The sequence below is a fragment of the Micromonospora sp. LOL_021 genome (assembly GCF_048060215.1).
Taxonomy (GTDB): domain Bacteria; phylum Actinomycetota; class Actinomycetes; order Mycobacteriales; family Micromonosporaceae; genus Micromonospora_E.
Map to the genome: position 1 here is coordinate 63,331 of NZ_JBHMIN010000004.1, position 19,038 is coordinate 82,368.

The window sequence follows — 19,038 nt, forward strand, 5'->3', positions numbered from 1 at the left end:
GTACGCAAGGAACCATTTGCCCGGTGTCTGGTTTCCGTCTACCGTGTCGATGTATCGGCTCGATACATCGAGTCGACGAAGCCGGGTAGACCACGAGGTAGGAGGGGCAGCGTGCTCGAACTCGCCATCCTCGGCCTGCTTCAGGAGTCCCCTATGCACGGTTACGAGCTCCGCAAGGAACTCACCGCCAAACTCGGGGCGATCCGTGCCGCGATCAGCTACGGCTCGCTCTACCCCACCCTGCGCAGGCTGCAGGCCAACGGCCTGATCGCCGAAGCCGACGACCCCACGACCGCCGACGCGGAGATCCCGGCGCTGACCAGCCGCCGCGGCCGGGTCGTCTACACCATCACCGCCGAAGGCAAGGAACGGTTCGCCGACCTGATCGCCCAGACCGGCCCGGAGACCTACGAGGACACCGGGTTCGGCGTGCACTTCGCCTTCTTCTCCCGGACCGACCGGGCCACCCGGCTGCGGATCCTGGAGGGGCGGCGGCGCAAGATCGAGGAGCGCCGGGAAGGGCTCCGCGAGGTGCTCGGCCGAGCCGCGGAGCGGCTCGACGCGTACACCCTCGAACTCCAGCGGCACGGACTCGACGCCTGCGAACGCGAGGTCCGGTGGCTGGAGGAGCTGATCGCCAGCGAGCGGTCCGGCCGGGCCCCACGCACCGGCCACCCTGATCCCATGAAGTTCGAACCCGCAGAGAACGATCCGCCCCCGCCTGGACAGACCAGGGAGGCTCCGCCCGGACAGCCCGGAGACGAGCCGGAGCGGCCGTGAAGAACAAGAAGGAGGCAAACGCGATGGGCTCCGTCCGCGTCGCCATCGTCGGTGTCGGAAACTGCGCCTCGTCCCTGGTCCAGGGCGTGGAGTACTACCGCAACGCCGACCCCAACGACCGCGTCCCGGGTCTCATGCACGTCACCTTCGGCGACTACCACGTCTCGGACGTGGAGTTCGTCGCGGCGTTCGACGTGGACGCCAAGAAGGTCGGCATGGACCTCGCCGAGGCGATCAACGCCAGCGAGAACAACACCATCACCTTCTGCGACGTACCGCCCACCGGGGTGCTGGTGCAGCGTGGCCCCACCCTCGACGGTGTCGGCGAGTACTACCAGGAGGTCATCCAGGAATCCGACCAGCAGCCGGTCGACATCGCCCAGGCGCTGCGCGACGCGCGCGCCGAGGTAGTCGTCTGCTATCTGCCGGTCGGCTCCGAGCAGGCCGCCCGGCACTACGCGCAGGCCGCCATCGACGCCGGTTGCGCCTTCGTCAACGCCCTGCCGGTGTTCATCGCCTCGGACCCGACCTGGGCGCAGAAGTTCACCGACGCCGGGCTGCCGATCGTCGGCGACGACATCAAGAGCCAGGTCGGCGCGACCATCGTGCACCGGGCACTGGCCAAGCTGTTCGAGGACCGGGGCGTCGAGCTGCTGCGCACGTACCAGCTGAACTTCGGCGGCAACATGGACTTCATGAACATGCTGGAGCGCACCCGGCTGGTCTCCAAGAAGATCTCCAAGACCCAGTCGGTGACCTCCCAGGTGCCGCACGAGATGGCCAAGAGCGACGTGCACATCGGCCCGTCCGACCACGTGCCGTGGCTCGACGACCGCAAGTGGGCGTACATCCGGCTGGAGGGCCGCTCGTTCGGCGACACCCCGCTGAACGCCGAACTCAAGCTGGAAGTCTGGGACTCGCCCAACTCCGCCGGCGTGATCATCGACGCGCTGCGCGCCGCGAAGATCGCCCTCGACCGGGGCGTCGGCGGGCCGGTCCTGTCGGCCTCGTCCTACTTCATGAAGTCGCCGCCGGAGCAGTACGCCGACCACGACGCCCGCCAGGCCGTCGAGGACTTCATCGTCAACAAGATCGAGCGCTGATCCCGGCAGATCGCCGACAGATCGGCACCTCGCGTCACCGGGCGGTCCCGCTGTAGCGGGGCCGCCCGCGCCGCGTCGGGCAGGTGCTGTCCGACGCCGCTCAGGTCCATGCCTGGCGCAGCGCTACCGCCGCCTCCAGCTCCAGCAGGTGCCGTTTGCGGGGCAGCCCACCGCCGAAGCCGACCAGCTTGCCGCCGGCTCCGACGATCCGGTGGCAGGGCACGATCACCGGGATCGGGTTGCGGTTGCAGGCCACCCCGACCGCCCGCGCCGCCTGCGGGTCGCCCACCGCCGCGGCGACCGCGCCATAGGTCTCGGTCTGGCCGTACGGGATGTCGGTCATCCGCCGCCACACGGCCCGCTCGAACTCCGTGCCGCGCCGCACCGACAGCGGCACCGTGAACCCGGTGGACGCACCGGCGAAGTAGCCGCCCAGCTGGTCGAGCGCCGTGCGCAGCATCGGGTCCGTCGGCGCGGTGTCGACCACCTCGTCGGTACGCCCGAACAGCACCCGGCACACGCCGACGTCGTCCACCGCCACCGAAAGCTCACCGATCGGTGAGTCCAGCACCGCCCATCGCATCCGCCGATTGTCCGCCCGTCGGCTGTCGAGCCGGGTCACCGGGTGCGGGCGGCACCGCAGCCGACATGAACAGGGCCACCTCGTCGGCGTACGGCGGCGGGTAGCGGGTGGTGTCGATACCGGTCAGGGTGAAACCGAGCCGGCGGTACGCGCGTACCGCCGCGACGTTGACGTTCTGGGTCTCCAGCCAGATCTCCCGGGCACCGTTCTCCCGGGCGGTGACCTGTGCGATGCCGATCAGTTCCCGGGCCACCCCGCGCCGACGGTACGTCGGGGCCACGTGCAGCTCGTTGACCACCTGCCGCCCGTTCCACCGCTGGTAGGTGGTCGCCATGAAGCCGGCCGGCTGGTCGTCGGCGATCGCGAGCGCGTACAGGTCCCACGGCCGACCGCCCTCGGTGACTCCTTCGGTCAGGTCGTACCGTTTGCGCACCGGCGGCGACACCGGGACCTCCCGCAGCGTAAACCCGTTGTCACGGGCGACGACGTGGTACATCGAGGTGGCGACGAACGATGTGTCGAGTAGCCGGATCGCGGCCAAATCGGCGGTGGTCAGCACCGAGCGGACGAGCACCTGCACCCACCGATTGTCCCACCGGGCCGGCGGCTGGACGGCCCGTCCGGTCCCCGCCGTCGTCACCTGGCACGCAGCGCGACCGGCATTCGGACCTGCGCTCGGTAAGATCTTTTTCAGCCGATGAACCGCAACCGCTCCCGGGTGCCGTCCGGGTAGGTGATGTGCAGGGCACCGCCCTCACGTTCGACCGCATCGAGGATCGCGTCGTAGAGCAGCACCGACCGGTTGAGGATGTCGGTCTTGGAATCGCCGGTCTCACCTGCGATCCTCTCTAAGGCCGAGATCGCCCTCGGAGTGAAGTTCGCCGTCACGCGGGTCAGCGCTCCGACTGCAGCGGTCCCGCCTGCGGATGATTCTTCGCGGCGGCCTCCAGTACCGGTGTGGTCGGTCGAACCGTTCGAGGGCCGATCCGATCCGGCCGACCGCACTCCGTCAGGAGCATTTGGTAGTGGACTCATGACTGCTTGTCTCCTTTGCGCGACGAGCTGGTCACGGACGTCGTCCCGACAATCAGGACACTGGGCCCTGCGCACGACACTACTCAGGGTAACCGAACGGGCGTACGTTGTAGATGATGCCACATCTGCATCGAATATGTGCCCCTCTTACGTACGAGTGATGCACCTCAGACACACGATCTGACATCCGCCAACCTGCTAGATCTTGGTCTGGTCAAGTTAGCGCCTCCTGAGTTGCGAATCAATCTCGAGTTCTACATCCCACAGCCCGTGACCACGACAGGTGGACCTCCGGCTTCACCCAGAGCGGTTGAGTGCGCTCCACAGCGGGCCAGCAGGGATCGACTCGATGGTCACTCAGGAAGAAGACTACGGTGCGTGATGTTGAGATCACCTCGGGATCGAACGGATTGTGGCAGCAAGATACGTGCTTCATGCGTGTATCGTCAGCGTGTCGCGCGCCTCAGGGAGCACTCTCAGTTGCATAGACTGCTACACGAAGACCGATCACGTTCAGTTCACTTCTGCTACGAGGATGCGAGAAGTACGGATGGCAGACGGAGCCCAGCGGGACACCCGGGAGATCGACCTCGCACACGAGGAGCCCAGCGCCAAGGCTGAACAGGTCCCGATACAGCCCGACAAGATGATGGTCACCGCTCGCAATCACTTACTGACCCTGAGTGGCGCTGTTGAAGTCAAGGGACAACTCCACCAAACGATCAACCTGGCGATTGTCTGCGCGTCGACTCTGCTCACCACGGTCGTGGCGGCCGTAGTGTGCCGCGCGGCATCCGTGCCGTACTGGTGGCTGACCCTGGCAGCGGCGGCTCTGGCCGGGGTCTGCGTCTTCCTCGTCGGGCTGCGTCTCCTGGCACCGACGCCCCACCCGCGCGCAGGAGCCGGCCGGCGCTCCGGCCGACCAGGCTGACCGCCCTCGGCGCCCGCCATCTGTCGACGGCGTCCCCGATTCCATCAGGAAGGATCCCACTAATGTCCCAGACCCGGGTACTTGACCTGAAATTGGACCGACGGTGGCGGCTCCAGGTCACCTGGGGCCCACGACGGCTCCTCCGTGAGGACTACGTCGAGAGCATCATCGTGGACAGCGACCACGAGCTGCGGTCACAGCTGATGTCACTTGCGTCCGACCCGTGGGTGCAGGACATCCATTGCGAGCGCTACTACGGAACCTGGCCGGCGCGGCGCTACCGGACAGCGGACTGCTGAGCGGATCGGTCACCCGACGGTCAGCGCTTGGACATCTCTGCGGTGTAGAGCGTCGTACGCTGCGTCATGGTGTCGCCGTCGCACTGGTAGCTGGCCGGGTCGAACTCGACGACCAGGGCCTGGCTCTCCGAGTCGACACCCGAGGCGCTCAACGTGACCGTGCCGTCCGCGTCGACGTCGCTGAAGGAAACCGTGCCGTCCAGGGCACGGAAGCTGTAGGTGATCCGTCCGCTGATGGTGAGGGTGACGACGGTCCCGGCTACGAATCCTTCGAAGGTGGTGCCGTCGCCGTAGTCGGTGGTGCCCGACCCGTCCTCGCGCAACTCGACCCGGGCACCGGTGCCGACGCCGCTGAACCTGGTCTTGCCGAACGGCTCTTCCAGCGCGATGTCCTCCTCGTACGAGTCCACCTGCCAGGTGCCGACCACGCAGGGGTCGACCAGCGGCGAGGCTTTCCTCGGAGTCGGCAAGGCGCTGGAAGTCGCGGACGCGCTGGGGCTCGGATCGGCTGTGACCCGGTTGCCGTCGCCAATGCCGCGGACCGCGATCACCACGCCGATCGCCGCCACCAGCACGACGAACGTCGCGCCGAGGGCCACCAGCGGGACCAGGTAGGACCGACCGCGGTCGGGCGGCTGCGGCGCCATCGGGTAGCCCGGATAGCCCGGCGCGCCGCTGCCCGGGTAGCCGGGCGGCGCACTGCCGGGGTAGCTGGGTCCCCCACTGCCGGGATAGCTCGGCGCACCGCTGCCGGGGTAGACCGGTGCCGGCGGCTGCTGCGGCGGGTGTCCGGGGTAGCCGGCCGGGCTGGACGGAACGCCGCGGAACGTGCCGCACTGGAGGCAGTAGCCGGCCTGGTTGACGGACGTACCGCCGCAGACCGCACACGGCTGCATCTGGGCCCTCCCGGTTGATCAGCTGTCGGTGGCGCGCGACCGCCAGCAAGATCGCCGCACCCGTCCGTCCTGCGACGGTAGTCGAGCGGCACAACGCCCGGTAACCACCGGTCCGGGCGCGACGGATGGCTAACCGGCGTCGGGCAGGATCCCTTCGGCCCGTGCCCACCGCAGCAACTCCGCCTCGGCCTCGTCGCGGTCCAGCGGCCCGCGCTCCAGCCGGATCTCCTTGAGGTGCCGCCAGGCCCGACCGACGACCGGTCCCGGCGGTACGCCGAGCAGCTCCATGATCGCGTTGCCGTCCAGGTCCGGCCGGACCCGGGCCAGATCCTCCTCCGCCTGGATCCGGGCGATCCGCTCCTCCAGCGCGTCGTAGTCGGCGGCCAGCGCAGCGGCCTTGCGCCGGTTGCGGGTGGTGCAGTCGGACCGGGTCAGCTTGTGCAGTCGGGGCAGCAGATCCTCGGCGTCGGTGACGTAGCGGCGGACCGCCGAGTCGGTCCACTCGCCCCGGCCGTACCCGTAGAACCGCAGGTGCAGGCCGACCAGCTTGGCCACCTGGGTGGTGACCTCCTTGGGGTAGCGCAGCGCCTTCATCCGGTGCCGGGTCATCCGGGCACCGACCACCTCGTGGTGGTGGAAGCTGACCCGGCCGTCCGACCCGACCGCCTTGGTCGCCGGCTTGCCGACGTCGTGCATCAGTGCCGCCATCCGCAGGACGAAGTCGCAGCCGTCGCTTTCCAGCCGGACGGCGTTGCTCACCACGGTCAACGTGTGTTCGTACACGTCCTTGTGCTGGGCGTGCTCGTCGATCTCCAGCCGCAGCCCGGACAGCTCGGGCAGGAACCGGTCGGCCAGCCCGGAGTCGACCAGCAGCCGCAACCCGGCGACCGGGTCGGCGCCGCACAGCAGCTTGCTGAACTCGTCCCGGATCCGCTCGGCGGTGATCCGGTCCAGGTCGGCCGCCATGGCGGCCATCGCCGCACGGACGTCCGGATGCACGGCGAACCGCAGCTGCGCGGCGAACCGGGCGGCCCGCAGCATCCGTAGCGGGTCGTCGCCGAACGAGTCCTGCGGTGTCCCCGGGGTACGGATGATCTTCGCGGCCAGATCGCTGACCCCGCCGTACGGATCGGTGAACCGGTGCTCGGGAAGGCTGACCGCCATCGCGTTGATAGTGAAGTCGCGCCGCCGCAGGTCGTCGGCGAGGCTGGTGCCGTAGGCGACCACCGGGTTGCGGGTCACCCCGTCGTAGGCTTCCGCCCGGTAGGTGGTGATCTCCAGGGTCAGCCCGCCCCGCCGGGCACCGATGGTGCCGAACTCGCGACCGGTCTCCCAGATCGCCTCCGCCCAGCCCTTGAGCACCCCCAGGGTCTGGTCCGGGTGCGCGTCGGTGCAGAAGTCCAGGTCGCTGCCGAGTCGGCCGAGCAGCGCGTCGCGGACCGAGCCGCCGACCAGGTGCAGCTCGTGGCCGGCTGCGGCGAACCGGTTGCCCAGTTCGTCGGCGACCGGTGAGACCCGGAGCAGTTCGGCGACGGCGTTGCGTTGCACGGCGGTCAGGTCACCCGGGGTCGCCGCAGTGGGCGACTCGACGGTGGCGCGAGCATCGGTGGCGCGAGGCGCGGAGGTTTCGGACATGGGATCGCCAGAGTAGCCGCTGTGGCCGTCGCCGCCCCCGCCGGGCAGGATGAGTCACCGTGCCGATTCCCGAACCGTTGGCCAGCCTGACCACCGATCCGACCTTCTGGGCGGCGTACCTGCCGCCGGTGGACGGACCCGTACCGGCCCATCACGCGCAGACCCGGGTCATGGTGCCCGTCGCCGACGGCTACGGCCTGGTGCTGGAGATCGACCTCGGGTACGGCGAATGCCTGCTCGGTCTGCGCCAGCCGGGAGCGACCGAGCCGCTGCCGCTGGCCCGGCTGGATCCGGGCCGGCCGTACGCGGCGGTGCTGCGCTGGGCGGAGCTGGACCTGATCGGCCGGCTGCTCGCCCTGGACGATCCGGCGTGGCCACATCCCGGTCTGCTGGTAGCGCTGCTGCACCGGTACGCACCACCGGCCGGTGACCCGCCGGAAGCGGACCGGGCAGCTACCATGCTGGCCACCGCGCTGCGCGCGCTACGCCGCGACGACCCGCCGGTTACCGATGGCGCGGCGGCACCTCATGGCCCGGCGATCACTGGCGACGGTCCGGCGGGCGACCCGGACGGCACCGATACGGCGGCCCGGGCGACGACGGGTCCGGTGCAGCCGCCGCTGGAGCTGTTCGCCGACCCGTCCTGGTGGCCGGCACCGGCCACGGTCGACCCCCGGATCTTCGACGACGAGTCGGTGGCCCGGCTGGTGCGTGACCATCTCGACCACGGTGCCCGGACGCGCTGGCGGTACGCCGCCGGCTGGGGCTGGGTGGCCGCCGGGCAGCCGGACGGCCCCGGCACACCGGCGCGCGTCCTAGGCGCCGAGTCTTTCCCGTTCGACGAGGTCACCGAGTTGGTACGCCGGGCGGCGTCCCGGCACCGCCGGCTGCTCGACACTCCGTGGCTGCGTACTCCGGCCGTGGCCGAACTGGCCCGGCGGGCCCGCGACACCGGTGACCTGGCGGCGGTGCCGGTGCTCGGTCGGACGCTGGCCGACGCCGGCTGCGACCATCCGACCGTGCTGGACGCGCTGACCGAGCCGGTGGTGCCGGCCGAGGCCGCCTGGGTGGTCGACGCACTGGCGGGCATCGTCCCGGCCGACGACGACGGCCGATAGGCTCGAGCCTGCGTCCGGCGCGGCGGTTCCGGCGTACCGGCGGGGTGGAGGTCCGATGAGTGGCGGGTTGTACCGGAGCACGAACGCCGACCCCGGTCGGGGCGGCCCGGAGCCGGACGGCGCGACGCTGATCTCTGTCGGACCGGGCGGTCAGCCGGTGGTGGAGTCGACCGCGCCACCGTCCGAGCCGCCGGCGGCCATGCCGGACCCGGCGGGGCAGGAACCGCAGGAGGGCGGCAGCGCCGCCACCAACAGCGCGGTCATGGCGCTGGGTAGCCTGGTCAGCCGGGGCACCGGTTTTCTGCGGACGCTGGTGCTGGCGGCGGCGCTCGGCGGATCGTTGGTCGGCAACGCTTACACCACGGCGCAGATCTTCCCCGGCATGGTCTACGAGTTCCTGCTCGGCGGGATTCTGACCAGCGTCCTGGTGCCGGTGCTGGTCCGGCGGCGCAAGTCGGACCCGGACCGCGGTCAGGCGTACGCGCAGCGGCTGCTGTCGCTGGCGGTGCTGGCGTTGGCCGTCGCCACCCTGGTCGCGATGGCCGCAGCGCCACTGCTGACGCTGCTCTACTCCAGTGACCGCACCACGGAGGAGTTCCGTGACCTGGTCACTCTGCTGTCGTACCTGATGCTGCCGATGATCTTCTTCACCGGGTTGTCGGCGCTGGTCAGTGCGTTGTTGAACACCCGGGGGCACTTCGCGGCGCCGATGTGGGCGCCGATCCTCAACAACCTGGTGGTGATCGCCACCCTGGGCACGTACATCGCGATCTTCGGTGCCCGGGTCATCGAACCGGGCGAGATGACCCCCGGCCGGATCGTGCTGCTCGGCGGCGGCACCCTGCTCGGCGTGGTGGTGCAGGCCGCCGGCCTGGTCCCGGCGCTGCGCAAGGTCGGTTTCCGGTGGCGCTGGCGGTTCGACTTCGGCCAATTGGGCCTCGCCGAACTGGGTCGGCTCGGGGTCTGGATGTTCTGCTACGTGGCGGTCAGCCAGCTGGGCCTGGTAGTGGTGTTCAACCTGCTGAACCGGGCGGGCGACGAGGACGAAGCCGGCCCGCTGATCTACAACAACGTGTTCCTGCTGTTGATGATGGCGCACGGCATCATCGCCGTCTCGGTGATCACCGCGCTGATGCCGCGGATGAGCTCGGCCGCTGCCGACGGCCGCTACTCGGACATGGCCGTCGACCTGGCGCGCGGCACCCGGACGGTGACGGCGGTACTCGCGCCGATCGCCGTCTGCTACGCGGTGCTGGCCACCCCGGTTTCCTTTTCTCTGTTCCGGTACGGCGCGTTCGACACCGAAGCCGCCGACGCCACCGCCGTGGTGCTGCTGGCGGCGGCGGTTGCCCTGGTGCCGTTCGCGGTCAGTCAGCTTTTCACCTTCGGCTTCTACGCCCTGCCGGACACCCGCACCCCGGCGTTGATCAACATTCCGGTGGTGGCGCTGCGGATTCTCGTCCAGATCGGGCTGTTCGTCGCCCTGTCGGTGCAGTTCGCGGCGGCCGGCCTGATGATCGGCAACGGGGTCTCGTACCTGGCGGCGGCGGTGCTGTCGGCCTGGTTGCTGCGCCGCCGAGTCGGTCGGATCGGGTTCGGCGGCATCATGGTCACCTTCGGCAAGGTGGCGCTGGCGGCCGGCGGTGCCGCCCTGGCCGGCTGGCTGGTCGTCACGCTGCTGCCCGGTGGCGACACGCCGAGCCAGCCGTTGGCGATCCTGCAGCTCGTGGTCGGCGGGACCGCAGTCGGGCTGGTCTACCTCGGGTTGGCGGTGGTCCTGCGGATCCGCGAGATCGTCGACGTGCTGGCGATGGTGCGCCGTCGCCTCGGCCGCTGACCGGCGAGATCAGCCTGTGGACCGACCTGTGGATAACCGGGTCGGACACGCTCGACACCAGGTCAGCGCCTGTGGATAACTCAGAACCGGGATCCTCGTTACGGGCGGTGTCGGAGCCGTGGTGATGCTGTCGGAACGGGCTGTCGCGGCGGGCTGGGAGCGGCACCCGGGCGGTACAACGTATATTTGCGATGGAGGTTATGCGTCCGGGCCAGTGTCACGCCCGGTAGCTACTCACCGGCCGGGCGTGGGGCTGGCCGTACGGGCAGGGCGGCATTGACCGGATCCGGTCGGCGCGGGTCCGCCTGACGGCAGGTCGACCCCCGGTCGGCATTGCGGGAGCTGCGGGAAGCTGAGATGTTGGTGTTGCCGCAACGCAGGTAAGGTCGTTCTGGACGGATACGTGCGACACCGGGTCGTGAACGCTGGCGTCCCATCGATGCGGAGCCGGCCGGTGTCGGCAGCACGACGACCAGCACGGCAAAGGGCAACCAGCAGGACAACCGAACAACCGGCAGAACCGGACGACCAGCACCAGGGTTCGACCGAGACGAGCAACAGGGAGGACGGGTGACCCAGGTCGGCGAAGGCCAGGAGGCGGACGAGGTCAGTCCGCCGATGATGGCCTTCGATGCGCCCTCCGCCGGCGAGATCCTCGCCGAGCGATACCAGCTGGCTCAGCACGTCAACAACGACAGTGCGGGCCGGCAGGTCTGGCGTGGGGTCGACGTGGTGCTGCGCCGTCCGGTCGCGGTGGTGCTGCGCTACCCCGGTGGCGATTCCGCCATGGAGATGCTGCAGGCCGCGGTACGGGCCAGTCGGGTCATCCACTCCAACCTGGTCGGCGTCTACGACGCCATCGACGAGGGGCAGCGGGCCTACGTGGTCCGCGAGTGGGTGGAGGGTGACTCGCTGCGCGAGGTGATCGCCGCCGCCGGTCCGTTGGACGCGGCCCGGGCCACCATGATCGCCCACTCGGTCGCCTCCGCTATCGCTGCGGTGCACGCCACCGGGATGGTGCACGGCAACATCCACCCGGGAACGGTGATGATCGGCCATGACGGCCGGGTGGTGCTGGCCGACGCGCGGGCCGACAGCTCCGACACCTACGAAACCGACATCCGGGCGATCGGCGGGGTCCTCTACTTCGCCATGACCGGCCACTGGCCGCAGCACGAGGCCGGCAGCACCGCGCTGCCGGACGCGGTCCGGGACGCGACCGGGGCGGTCGCCGCGCCCCGCCAGGTGCGCTCCGGGGTGCCGGCGTACCTCGACGACCTGACCATGGACCTGCTCGACCCGCGACTCGCGCTGCCCACCTCCGAGGTGCTCGCCGCCGAACTGGGCCGGCTCGACGCCAGCACCGAGGAGCACTACCTCGACAGCGTCGGGCCGCTGCGGTTCTCGGCGGCCGACGACGACGAGCCGGCCGGCACCCCGCTCGCGTCCCGCCGCAAGATCGCCGCTGGTGTCGCCGGCCTGCTGGTCATCGCGGTGACCGGGCTGTTCTTCGGGATCAGCGCGCTCGGCAACGACGGTGACGGCGAGGACGGTCAGCCGACACCGCCGCAGACCCAGGTGACCTCGACCCCGGGCCCCACCGAGACCAGTGCCCCGGCCCAGCCACAGCCGATCGCCCTCTCCGGCGACCAGGTCCGCATCGTCGACGCCGACGGTGCCCGCGACGAGCTCGACGGGGCGGAGGCCGCCGTCGACGGCGACACCAACACCGGCTGGGAGACCGACGCCTACGAGCGCAACCCCAACTTCGGCAACCTGAAGCGGGGCATGGGGGTGCTGATCGACCTGCAGGAGCCCCGGGCCGTCACCAGCGTGAAGGTCGAGCTCTCCGCGTCCGGTGCCACCGCCGAGCTGTTGGCCGGTCCGAACGACCCGGGCGCAACCCGGGAAGGTGACGACGAGATCCTCGAGACGTTCACCGACCGGATCGGCGCCCGATTCGAGAACGCCGACGGTGCGACCCTCACCTTCAGCGGGTTCTCGCCCGACGAGACCTACCAGTACCTGCTGGTGTGGATCACCAAACTGCCTCCGATCGGCAACGACAAGTACCAGATCGGCGTTCAGGAGATCACGGTCGAGGGGCCATGACCGGACGCCGGGCCGACCTCGGCGACGAGGAACTGCTCCGGGCACACGTCGACGGCGACCCGGAGGCGTTCGGCGAGTTGGTACGGCGGCACCAGGACCGGCTCTGGGCGGTTGCCCTGCGTACCCTCAGCGACCGCGAGGAGGCCGCCGACGCGCTGCAGGACGCACTGCTGTCGGCGCACCGCGCGGCCGCCCGGTTCCGGGGCGACGCGGCGGTCACCACCTGGCTGCACCGGATCGTGGTCAACGCCTGCCTGGACCGGGTGCGCCGCCGCAAATCCCACCCCACGGTGCCGCTGCCCGACGGCGGCCGGGACGACGACGGCGTACGCGGCACCGAGCCGGCGGCACCCCCGGTCGATCACGACACCGCCCTGGTCGTCCGCCAGGCGCTGGCCGAGCTGCCGGCGGAACAGCGGGCCGCGCTGATCCTGGTCGACGTGCAGGGCTACCCGGTCGCCGACGCGGCGGTGATGCTCGGCGTCGCCGAGGGCACAGTGAAGAGCCGCTGCGCCCGGGGGCGGGCCCGGTTGGCCGGGCTTCTCGGGCATCTGCGGCCGCAGCGGGCGAACGCGCAGGTGGCACCGCCACGCGCCGAGGTGTCGTCGCTCACCCCACGGAACCCGCAGCGGCTCGACGACGTCCCATCAGGGTCCGCACGTGGCGACGGTGGCAAGGAGGAACGGTGACCGCCGACCGGTTCCAGGAGGTCGATCGAGAGCTGCTCGCCGACTACGTCGGTGGGGCGCTCGACGGCACCCCGGACGAGGTCGCCGTGGCCCGGCTGATCGCGGAACGGCCGTCCTGGCGGGCGGCCCACGACGAGCTGGTCGAGGCCACCCAGCTGGTCCAGACGATGCTCGCCGAGTGGGGCAGCGTCGTCGAGCCGATTCCACCCGACGTCGCCGACCGGGTGCACGCCGCCCTGGCCGCCGAGCCGCTACCGCAGCCGGCCCCGGATCCGGCGACCGTCGCGGCTCCGGTGCCGCTGGCGGTGGCCCGCACGCGGCGGGACCGCCGCCGCTGGCAGCGGTACGCCGCTCCGATCACCGTCGCGGCGGCCGCCGTGGCGTTCGCCGTGGCGTTCGCCGGCCTCGGGGTCGGCCAGCTGCTCGGTGCCGGGTCCGCCGACGACTCGAGCACCACGGCGGGTAGCGCGCCGGACGGTGCCGGCAGCGCCGAAAGCCAGCAGAGCGCCGAGACCCGGCAGGAGGACCAGCCCGGCACGATGATGGACGCCTCCGCACCGCGGCTGCTGGCCAGCGGCAACGACTACCAGCGGGCGACGATCGTTCCAGCGTTCGAGGCCGTCGGACGCAGCGGTGTCGACGGGGGGGAACCGGCGGCCGGCGAGGACACCGTACTGCAGGAGCTGCCCGCCTCGACCGCGCTGGCCAGGCTCGCCGACCCGGCCGCGCTGGCCGACTGCGTGGCCGCGGTGACCGCCGAGCACAGCAACGGCGTCCTCGGCGTCGACCTGGTGGACTTCGCGGCGTTCGAAGGTGAACCGGCGCTGGTCCTCTCGTTCAGCGACAGCTTCGGTGCCAGCTGGATCTGGGTGAGCGGCACCGGCTGCGGTACGCCCGTGGCCGGCGCGGACACCAGGTACTCGACACAGGTAGGGTGACCCTGCCGGCCGCGTGACATGGGACACGCGGCACCGGAGCGGGATTACCCACCGGCCCCGCGGCGTTGTCGTCAACGGTCGCCGTTGGGCAGAAATCAGACTTTGGGAGTCGGCAGTGGACGAGGTCCGCAACCTGATCATCATCGGCTCGGGGCCGGCCGGTTACACCGCCGCGGTGTACGCCGCACGCGCCAACCTGCGCCCACTCGTCATCGAGGGGGTGCAGTCCGGCGGGGCGCTGATGACCACCACCGAGGTGGAGAACTTCCCGGGCTTCCCCGACGGCATCATGGGTCCGGAGTTGATGGACTCGATCCGCAAGCAGGCCGAGCGCTTCGGTGCCGAGTTCATCACCGACGACGTGACGCGGGTCGAGTTGGCCGACACCGGAACCCCGGGTACCACCGAGGCCAGCACCGTCTACGTGGGCGAAACCAGCTACCGGGCCAAGGCGATCATCCTGGCCACCGGCTCCGCGTGGCGTCCCTTGAACGTCCCAGGTGAGCAGGAGTTCCTCGGCCACGGGGTCTCCTCCTGTGCGACCTGTGACGGCTTCTTCTTCCGCGGGCAGCACGTCGTGGTGGTCGGCGGTGGCGACTCGGCGATGGAGGAGGCCACCTTCCTCACCCGGTTCGCCGAATCAGTGACCATCGTGCACCGCCGCGACGAGTTCCGGGCCAGCCAGATCATGGCGGCCCGCGCGCTCGGCAACGAGAAGATCCGGGTCGAGTGGAACAGTGTCGTCGAGGAGATCCTCGGCGCCGACGGTAAGGTTTCCGGAATCCGGCTGCGCAACACGCACACCGGCGAGTCCCGGACACTCGACGTCACCGGGGTCTTCGTCGCGATCGGTCACGATCCGCGGAGCGAAATGTTCCGCGGCCAGGTGGAGCTCGACGAGAACGGCTACGTGCTGGTCGACTCGCCGAGCACCCGGACCAGCGTGCCGGGCGTGTTCGCCGCCGGTGACCTGGTCGACCATACCTACCAGCAGGCGATCACCGCTGCCGGCAGCGGTTGCGCGGCGGCGCTCGACGCCGAGCGTTACCTCGCCACACTCGAAGAGGTCTGACCGCCGGCGCACCGGCGGTCGAGGAGGAGGATTTTCCGTGGGAGCTACCCGAGCGGTCACCGAGGCCAGCTTCGCCACCGACGTACTCATGTCCGACAAGCCGGTGCTGGTGGACTTCTGGGCCGAGTGGTGCCAGCCGTGCCGCAAGGTCGCACCGCTGCTCGAGGAGATCGCCACCGAGATGGGTGACAAGGTGTCGATCGTCAAACTCAACATCGATGAGAACCCGGAGATTGCCCGCCGGTACCGGGTGATGTCGGTTCCCACGCTCACCGTGTTCAAGGCCGGTGAGCCGGTGCAGTCAGTGGCCGGTGCCCGGCCCAAGGGCGACCTGGTCAAGCTGATCGAGTCGGCCTTCTGAACCTCAGCGGGGCAGCCCCGCGCGGCACGGCGACCAGCCGGTCCTACCCCGTCGGGTGGGACCGGCTGGTCGGCTTTTGGGCCGCCGGCTGGTCCGTCTCCGGACTGATCGTCCGGGCACCGGGCGCTCCCCGTACGGTCCGCTTCGCCGCAACCCGGGTACGGGCACCTGCCGGCCGGGTTACGCTCCGGATCGTCCGCGCCTGCAGGGGGGAGGTCCACGTCCCGTGCGCCCGATCCGCCGTGACGATCAGGGTCCCGCCGTGGCCGAGATCCGCTCCATCCTGGTCAACCTGGAGCTGCTCGAGCCAACCCCGGGGGCCGACGTCTTCGACGCCCGCACCGAGCACGCCGTACGCGCCTTCCAGCAACTCCGTGGCCTGAGCATCGACGGCCGGGTGGGCGCGGAGACCTGGCGGGCGCTGGACGCCGCCCGCTGGCGGCTCGGCGACCGGGCGCTCTACCACTCGATACCGCAGCCGCTGGTCGGCGAGGACGTCCGGGCGTTGCAGGAACGACTGCTGGAGATGGGCTACGACGTGGGCCGCGCCGACGGCGTGTACGGCGGACGCACCGCCCGTGCCGTCACCCAGTTCCAGCGGGAGGTGGGACTGACCGCCGACGGCAGCTGCGGGCCGTACACCATGCACGCGATGCGTAGGTTGGGCCGCAAGGTGGTGGGCGGGCGCCCGCAGTGGCTGCGGGAAGCGGACGCGTTCCGCGAGTCCGGCCCCAACCTGGTCGGCAAGACGATCGTCATCGACCCTGGTCACGGGGGACCCGATCCCGGCGTGGTGGTCATCGACAGCGGCCGACGCTGGTCCGAGGCGGAGCTGGCGTACGACCTCGCCGCCCGGTTGGAGGGGCGGCTGGCGGCAGCCGGGATGCGGGTGCACCTCACCCGTGGTCCGGCCACCACCTCGGTGCTCAGCGACCCGGCGCGGACCCAGCTGGCCAACGACGTCGGCGCGGACCTGTTCATCTCCCTGCACGTCGACGGGCATGCCAACCCGGCCGCCGACGGGGTGGCCACCTACCACTACGGCACCGGCAACGGGGTCACGTCGACGGTCGGCGAGCGGCTGGCCGGGCTGGTGCAACGGGAGATCGCGGTGCGTACCGGCCTGCGCGACTGCCGGGTCCACGCGAAGAGCTGGGAGTTGCTACGGCTCACCCGGATGCCGGCGGTACGGGTGGACGTGGGTTATCTGACCTGCTCAGCCGATCGGGCCCGGCTGATCCGGCCCGGATTCCGCGACCAGGTGGCCGAGGCGCTGGTCGCCGCGGTGCAGCGGATGTACTACCCGGTGGAGCTGGACGTGCCGACCGGGTCGATCGACGTACACACGCTGCGGGCGGTGGTCGACGCGACGGCGGAGGCCTGAACCTCGGCAGTCAGTTCGTCGCCGCGCGGGTGGCCGGGCGCAGCAGGCTCTCCGGCGTCATCGAGCCGAGCAGCTTCTCCAGGGCGTACTCGACGTCCGACTTCCACGACAACGCGGTCCGCAACTCCAGCCGTAGCCGGGGGAACCGAGGGTGCGGCCGGACCGTCTTGAAGCCGACCGACAGGTAGAAGTCGGCTGGGGCGAGACAGCCCCGACCGGCCGTCTCCTCCGGGTCGGCGGTGGTGTCGCCGAACGCCTCGATCGCCTTGATGCCCCGTTTGGTGAGATCCCGGGCCACGCCCTGCACCAGCATCCGCCCGAGGCCACCGCCAGCGAACGGCTGCACCACGTGCGCCGTGGTCAGCAGTACCGCGTCGGCGGAGACCGGGGACGTCGGGAACGCCATCGACCTCGGCAGGTAGGCCGGCGGAGCGTACATCACGAAGCCGGCCGGCATGCCGTCGACGTAGGCGAGCTTCCCGCAGGAACCCCATTCCAGAAGGGTCTGGGAGACCCATGCCTCCTTCTCCAGCGCCGGGTCGCCGGAGGCCCGGGCGCGGTCGGCCGCCACCGGATCGAGCTCCCAGAAGACGCACCGCCGGCAGGATCTGGGTAGCTCCTCCAGCGTGTCCAGCGTCAGACTGACCAGACGTCGCGACATTGACGATCCCCCACCGAACCGGTCAAGCGTTGAAACCCGCCGAGCTTCACCACGCGCCGTCTCCTGTCCCCAACGAGCGATCGTACGCCGCAACCTCGCGTCCGGGGAGAGGTCGGGCACCCATCTGCGGGCGTTCGCAGGCCAATCCGGGTTCGCTGGTCCGACATGTGGTCGGTGTGGTAATGCCCACGCCGGACGGCGACACGCCGGACTACCATCAGACGATCAGTGCGTGTCGCGGCCCGACCCGGCACCACCGGTGCGACGCGTTTCGAGGTGAGGTCATGACCGGCACGACGCTCGACGACTACACCGACCGCTATGCCCGCCGGGTCCGGGGGATGACCGCCTCGGAGATCCGGGCGCTGTTCGCCGTCGCCAGTCGGCCGGAGGTGGTGTCGCTCGCCGGCGGAGCGCCGTACGTCGCCGCGCTGCCGCTGGACGCGGTCGGCGAGATGCTCGGCCGCCTGGCCGCTGAGACCGGTACCTCGACCCTGCAGTACGGCATCGGCCAGGGCACCCTCGACCTGCGGGAACGGATCTGCGAAGTGATGTCGCTGTCCGGGATCGACGTCTCGTCGGGGGCATCCCCCGAGGACGTGGTGGTGACCGTCGGCGGGCAGCAGGCCCTCGATCTGGTCGCCCGGCTCTTCCTGGATCCGGGCGACGTGGTCCTCGCCGAGGGCCCCACCTACGTCGGCGCTCTCGGCGTCTTCCAGGCGGCGCAGGCCCAGGTGGTGCACGTGCCGATGGACGCCGACGGGCTGGTCCCCGAGGCGCTGGAGCAGGCGATCACCGACGTGGCCCGGTCCGGCCGACGGGCGAAGTTCCTGTACACCATCCCGACGTTCCAGAACCCGGCCGGCGTGACGCTGACCGACGAGCGCCGCGACCGGGTACTCGACATCTGCGAGCGCGCCGGCCTGCTGGTCGTGGAGGACGACCCGTACGGCCAGTTGAGCTTCGACGGTGAAGCGCCGGCGCCGCTGCGGGCCCGGCGCCGGCACGGCGTCTTCTACCTGAGCACCTTCTCCAAGACCTTTGCGCCAGGGCTGCGGGTCGGTTGGATTCTCGCTCCGCACGCGGTACGCGAGAAGCTGGTCATCGCCAGTGAGGCGCAGATCCTCTGCCCCAGTGCCTACGCCCAGGCCGCGGTCGCCACCTACCTGGCCACCATGCCGTGGCGGGAGCAGCTCAAGACGTACCGGGAGGTCTACCGGGAGCGGCGGGACACACTGCTGTCCGCGCTGACCGACCTGATGCCAGCGGGGACGACCTGGACCCGACCGAGCGGCGGCCTGTTCGTCTGGGCGTCGCTGCCGGACGGGTTGGACGCCAAAGCCATGGTCCCCCGGGCCATCGCCGCCCGGGTGGCCTACGTTCCCGGCACCGGCTTCTACGCTGACGGCTCCGGGGCCGGCAACATGCGGCTCAACTTCTCCTACCCCCCGCCGGAGCGGATCCGGGAAGGCGTCCGGCGGCTGGCCGGCGTAATGGAGCGGGAGTCGGCGATGCGCGAGGTCTTCGGACCGGTCGCCGGCGGATCCGGCCGACGCCAGCGCCCCGGCGCGGACGCGCCCGGGCCTGACTTGGCATGATTCGGG

At 70.6% G+C, this 19,038-nt stretch carries 18 protein-coding genes; 13 read left to right on the plus strand and 5 right to left on the minus strand.

Features of this window, described 5'->3' with window-relative positions; all coding sequences use genetic code 11:
• The first annotated feature begins 111 nt into the window (after positions 1 to 111).
• Both ACFHWT_RS05160 and ACFHWT_RS05165 read left to right on the plus strand, forming a co-directional pair.
• On the plus strand, positions 112 to 780 hold the full coding sequence (locus ACFHWT_RS05160; RefSeq protein ID WP_416593396.1) for a PadR family transcriptional regulator: 669 nt from the start codon (positions 112 to 114) through the stop codon (positions 778 to 780).
• A 23-nt stretch (positions 781 to 803) separates the two neighbouring features.
• Entirely contained in the window at positions 804 to 1,883 is a 1,080-nt protein-coding gene (locus tag ACFHWT_RS05165; RefSeq protein WP_123607432.1) for an inositol-3-phosphate synthase, read from the plus strand.
• A 100-nt stretch (positions 1,884 to 1,983) separates the two neighbouring features.
• On the opposite strand, the gene ACFHWT_RS05170 is transcribed toward ACFHWT_RS05165, so the two are convergent.
• Positions 1,984 to 2,466, minus strand: a complete 483-nt coding sequence (locus ACFHWT_RS05170; RefSeq protein WP_416593397.1) for a methylated-DNA--[protein]-cysteine S-methyltransferase — start codon at positions 2,464 to 2,466, stop codon at positions 1,984 to 1,986.
• A complete protein-coding gene (locus tag ACFHWT_RS05175) occupies positions 2,432 to 3,046 on the minus strand; it encodes a GNAT family N-acetyltransferase (protein WP_416593398.1) in 615 nt (204 codons plus the stop codon). The genes ACFHWT_RS05170 and ACFHWT_RS05175 overlap by 35 nt, the downstream gene beginning before the upstream one ends.
• A gap of 1,005 nt (positions 3,047 to 4,051) precedes the next feature.
• Between ACFHWT_RS05175 and ACFHWT_RS05180 the strand changes: the two genes are divergently transcribed.
• Positions 4,052 to 4,432, plus strand: coding sequence for a hypothetical protein (locus ACFHWT_RS05180; protein ID WP_416593399.1), 381 nt, complete (start codon positions 4,052 to 4,054; stop codon positions 4,430 to 4,432).
• A 62-nt stretch (positions 4,433 to 4,494) separates the two neighbouring features.
• Positions 4,495 to 4,731 (plus strand): hypothetical protein, encoded by a 237-nt coding sequence (locus ACFHWT_RS05185; protein WP_416593400.1) that lies wholly within the window; start codon positions 4,495 to 4,497, stop codon positions 4,729 to 4,731.
• Between the two features lie 20 nt (positions 4,732 to 4,751).
• On the opposite strand, the gene ACFHWT_RS05190 is transcribed toward ACFHWT_RS05185, so the two are convergent.
• Positions 4,752 to 5,627, minus strand: a complete 876-nt coding sequence (locus ACFHWT_RS05190) for a hypothetical protein (protein WP_416593401.1) — start codon at positions 5,625 to 5,627, stop codon at positions 4,752 to 4,754.
• Between the two features lie 129 nt (positions 5,628 to 5,756).
• Positions 5,757 to 7,262 carry a CCA tRNA nucleotidyltransferase gene (locus ACFHWT_RS05195; RefSeq protein ID WP_416593402.1) on the minus strand — a complete coding sequence of 502 codons (1,506 nt, stop codon included), beginning with the start codon at positions 7,260 to 7,262 and terminating at the stop codon, positions 5,757 to 5,759.
• A gap of 59 nt (positions 7,263 to 7,321) precedes the next feature.
• Here ACFHWT_RS05195 and ACFHWT_RS05200 point away from each other — a divergent pair, with 59 nt between their 5' ends.
• The 8 genes from ACFHWT_RS05200 to ACFHWT_RS05235 all read left to right on the plus strand — a co-directional run bounded on the left by ACFHWT_RS05200 (position 7,322) and on the right by ACFHWT_RS05235 (position 16,773).
• The gene (locus tag ACFHWT_RS05200; RefSeq protein WP_416593403.1) at positions 7,322 to 8,380 is read left to right on the plus strand and encodes a hypothetical protein; all 1,059 of its coding nucleotides are present in this window, start codon (positions 7,322 to 7,324) and stop codon (positions 8,378 to 8,380) included.
• Between the two features lie 55 nt (positions 8,381 to 8,435).
• Positions 8,436 to 10,217, plus strand: coding sequence for a murein biosynthesis integral membrane protein MurJ (murJ, locus tag ACFHWT_RS05205; protein WP_416593404.1), 1,782 nt, complete (start codon positions 8,436 to 8,438; stop codon positions 10,215 to 10,217).
• Between the two features lie 570 nt (positions 10,218 to 10,787).
• The gene (locus ACFHWT_RS05210; RefSeq protein ID WP_416593405.1) at positions 10,788 to 12,329 is read left to right on the plus strand and encodes a protein kinase domain-containing protein; all 1,542 of its coding nucleotides are present in this window, start codon (positions 10,788 to 10,790) and stop codon (positions 12,327 to 12,329) included.
• Positions 12,326 to 13,018 carry an RNA polymerase sigma factor SigM gene (gene sigM, locus ACFHWT_RS05215; RefSeq protein WP_416593406.1) on the plus strand — a complete coding sequence of 231 codons (693 nt, stop codon included), beginning with the start codon at positions 12,326 to 12,328 and terminating at the stop codon, positions 13,016 to 13,018. The genes ACFHWT_RS05210 and sigM overlap by 4 nt, the downstream gene beginning before the upstream one ends.
• On the plus strand, positions 13,015 to 13,956 hold the full coding sequence (locus ACFHWT_RS05220) for a hypothetical protein (RefSeq protein ID WP_416593407.1): 942 nt from the start codon (positions 13,015 to 13,017) through the stop codon (positions 13,954 to 13,956). The genes sigM and ACFHWT_RS05220 overlap by 4 nt, the downstream gene beginning before the upstream one ends.
• Before the next feature lie 115 nt (positions 13,957 to 14,071).
• On the plus strand, positions 14,072 to 15,028 hold the full coding sequence (gene trxB / locus ACFHWT_RS05225) for a thioredoxin-disulfide reductase (RefSeq protein ID WP_416593408.1): 957 nt from the start codon (positions 14,072 to 14,074) through the stop codon (positions 15,026 to 15,028).
• Between the two features lie 37 nt (positions 15,029 to 15,065).
• Positions 15,066 to 15,389: a thioredoxin gene (gene trxA, locus ACFHWT_RS05230; protein ID WP_123606654.1), complete on the plus strand. Its 324-nt coding sequence runs from the start codon at positions 15,066 to 15,068 to the stop codon at positions 15,387 to 15,389.
• Positions 15,390 to 15,615: 226 nt separating this feature from the next.
• Positions 15,616 to 16,773, plus strand: a complete 1,158-nt coding sequence (locus ACFHWT_RS05235; RefSeq protein WP_416593409.1) for an N-acetylmuramoyl-L-alanine amidase — start codon at positions 15,616 to 15,618, stop codon at positions 16,771 to 16,773.
• A gap of 10 nt (positions 16,774 to 16,783) precedes the next feature.
• On the opposite strand, the gene ACFHWT_RS05240 is transcribed toward ACFHWT_RS05235, so the two are convergent.
• Positions 16,784 to 17,434: a GNAT family N-acetyltransferase gene (locus ACFHWT_RS05240; RefSeq protein ID WP_416593410.1), complete on the minus strand. Its 651-nt coding sequence runs from the start codon at positions 17,432 to 17,434 to the stop codon at positions 16,784 to 16,786.
• 284 nt (positions 17,435 to 17,718) lie between these two features.
• On the opposite strand from ACFHWT_RS05240, the gene ACFHWT_RS05245 reads away from it, so the two are divergent.
• Positions 17,719 to 19,032 carry a PLP-dependent aminotransferase family protein gene (locus tag ACFHWT_RS05245; RefSeq protein ID WP_416593411.1) on the plus strand — a complete coding sequence of 438 codons (1,314 nt, stop codon included), beginning with the start codon at positions 17,719 to 17,721 and terminating at the stop codon, positions 19,030 to 19,032.
• Positions 19,033 to 19,038 lie beyond the last annotated feature (6 nt).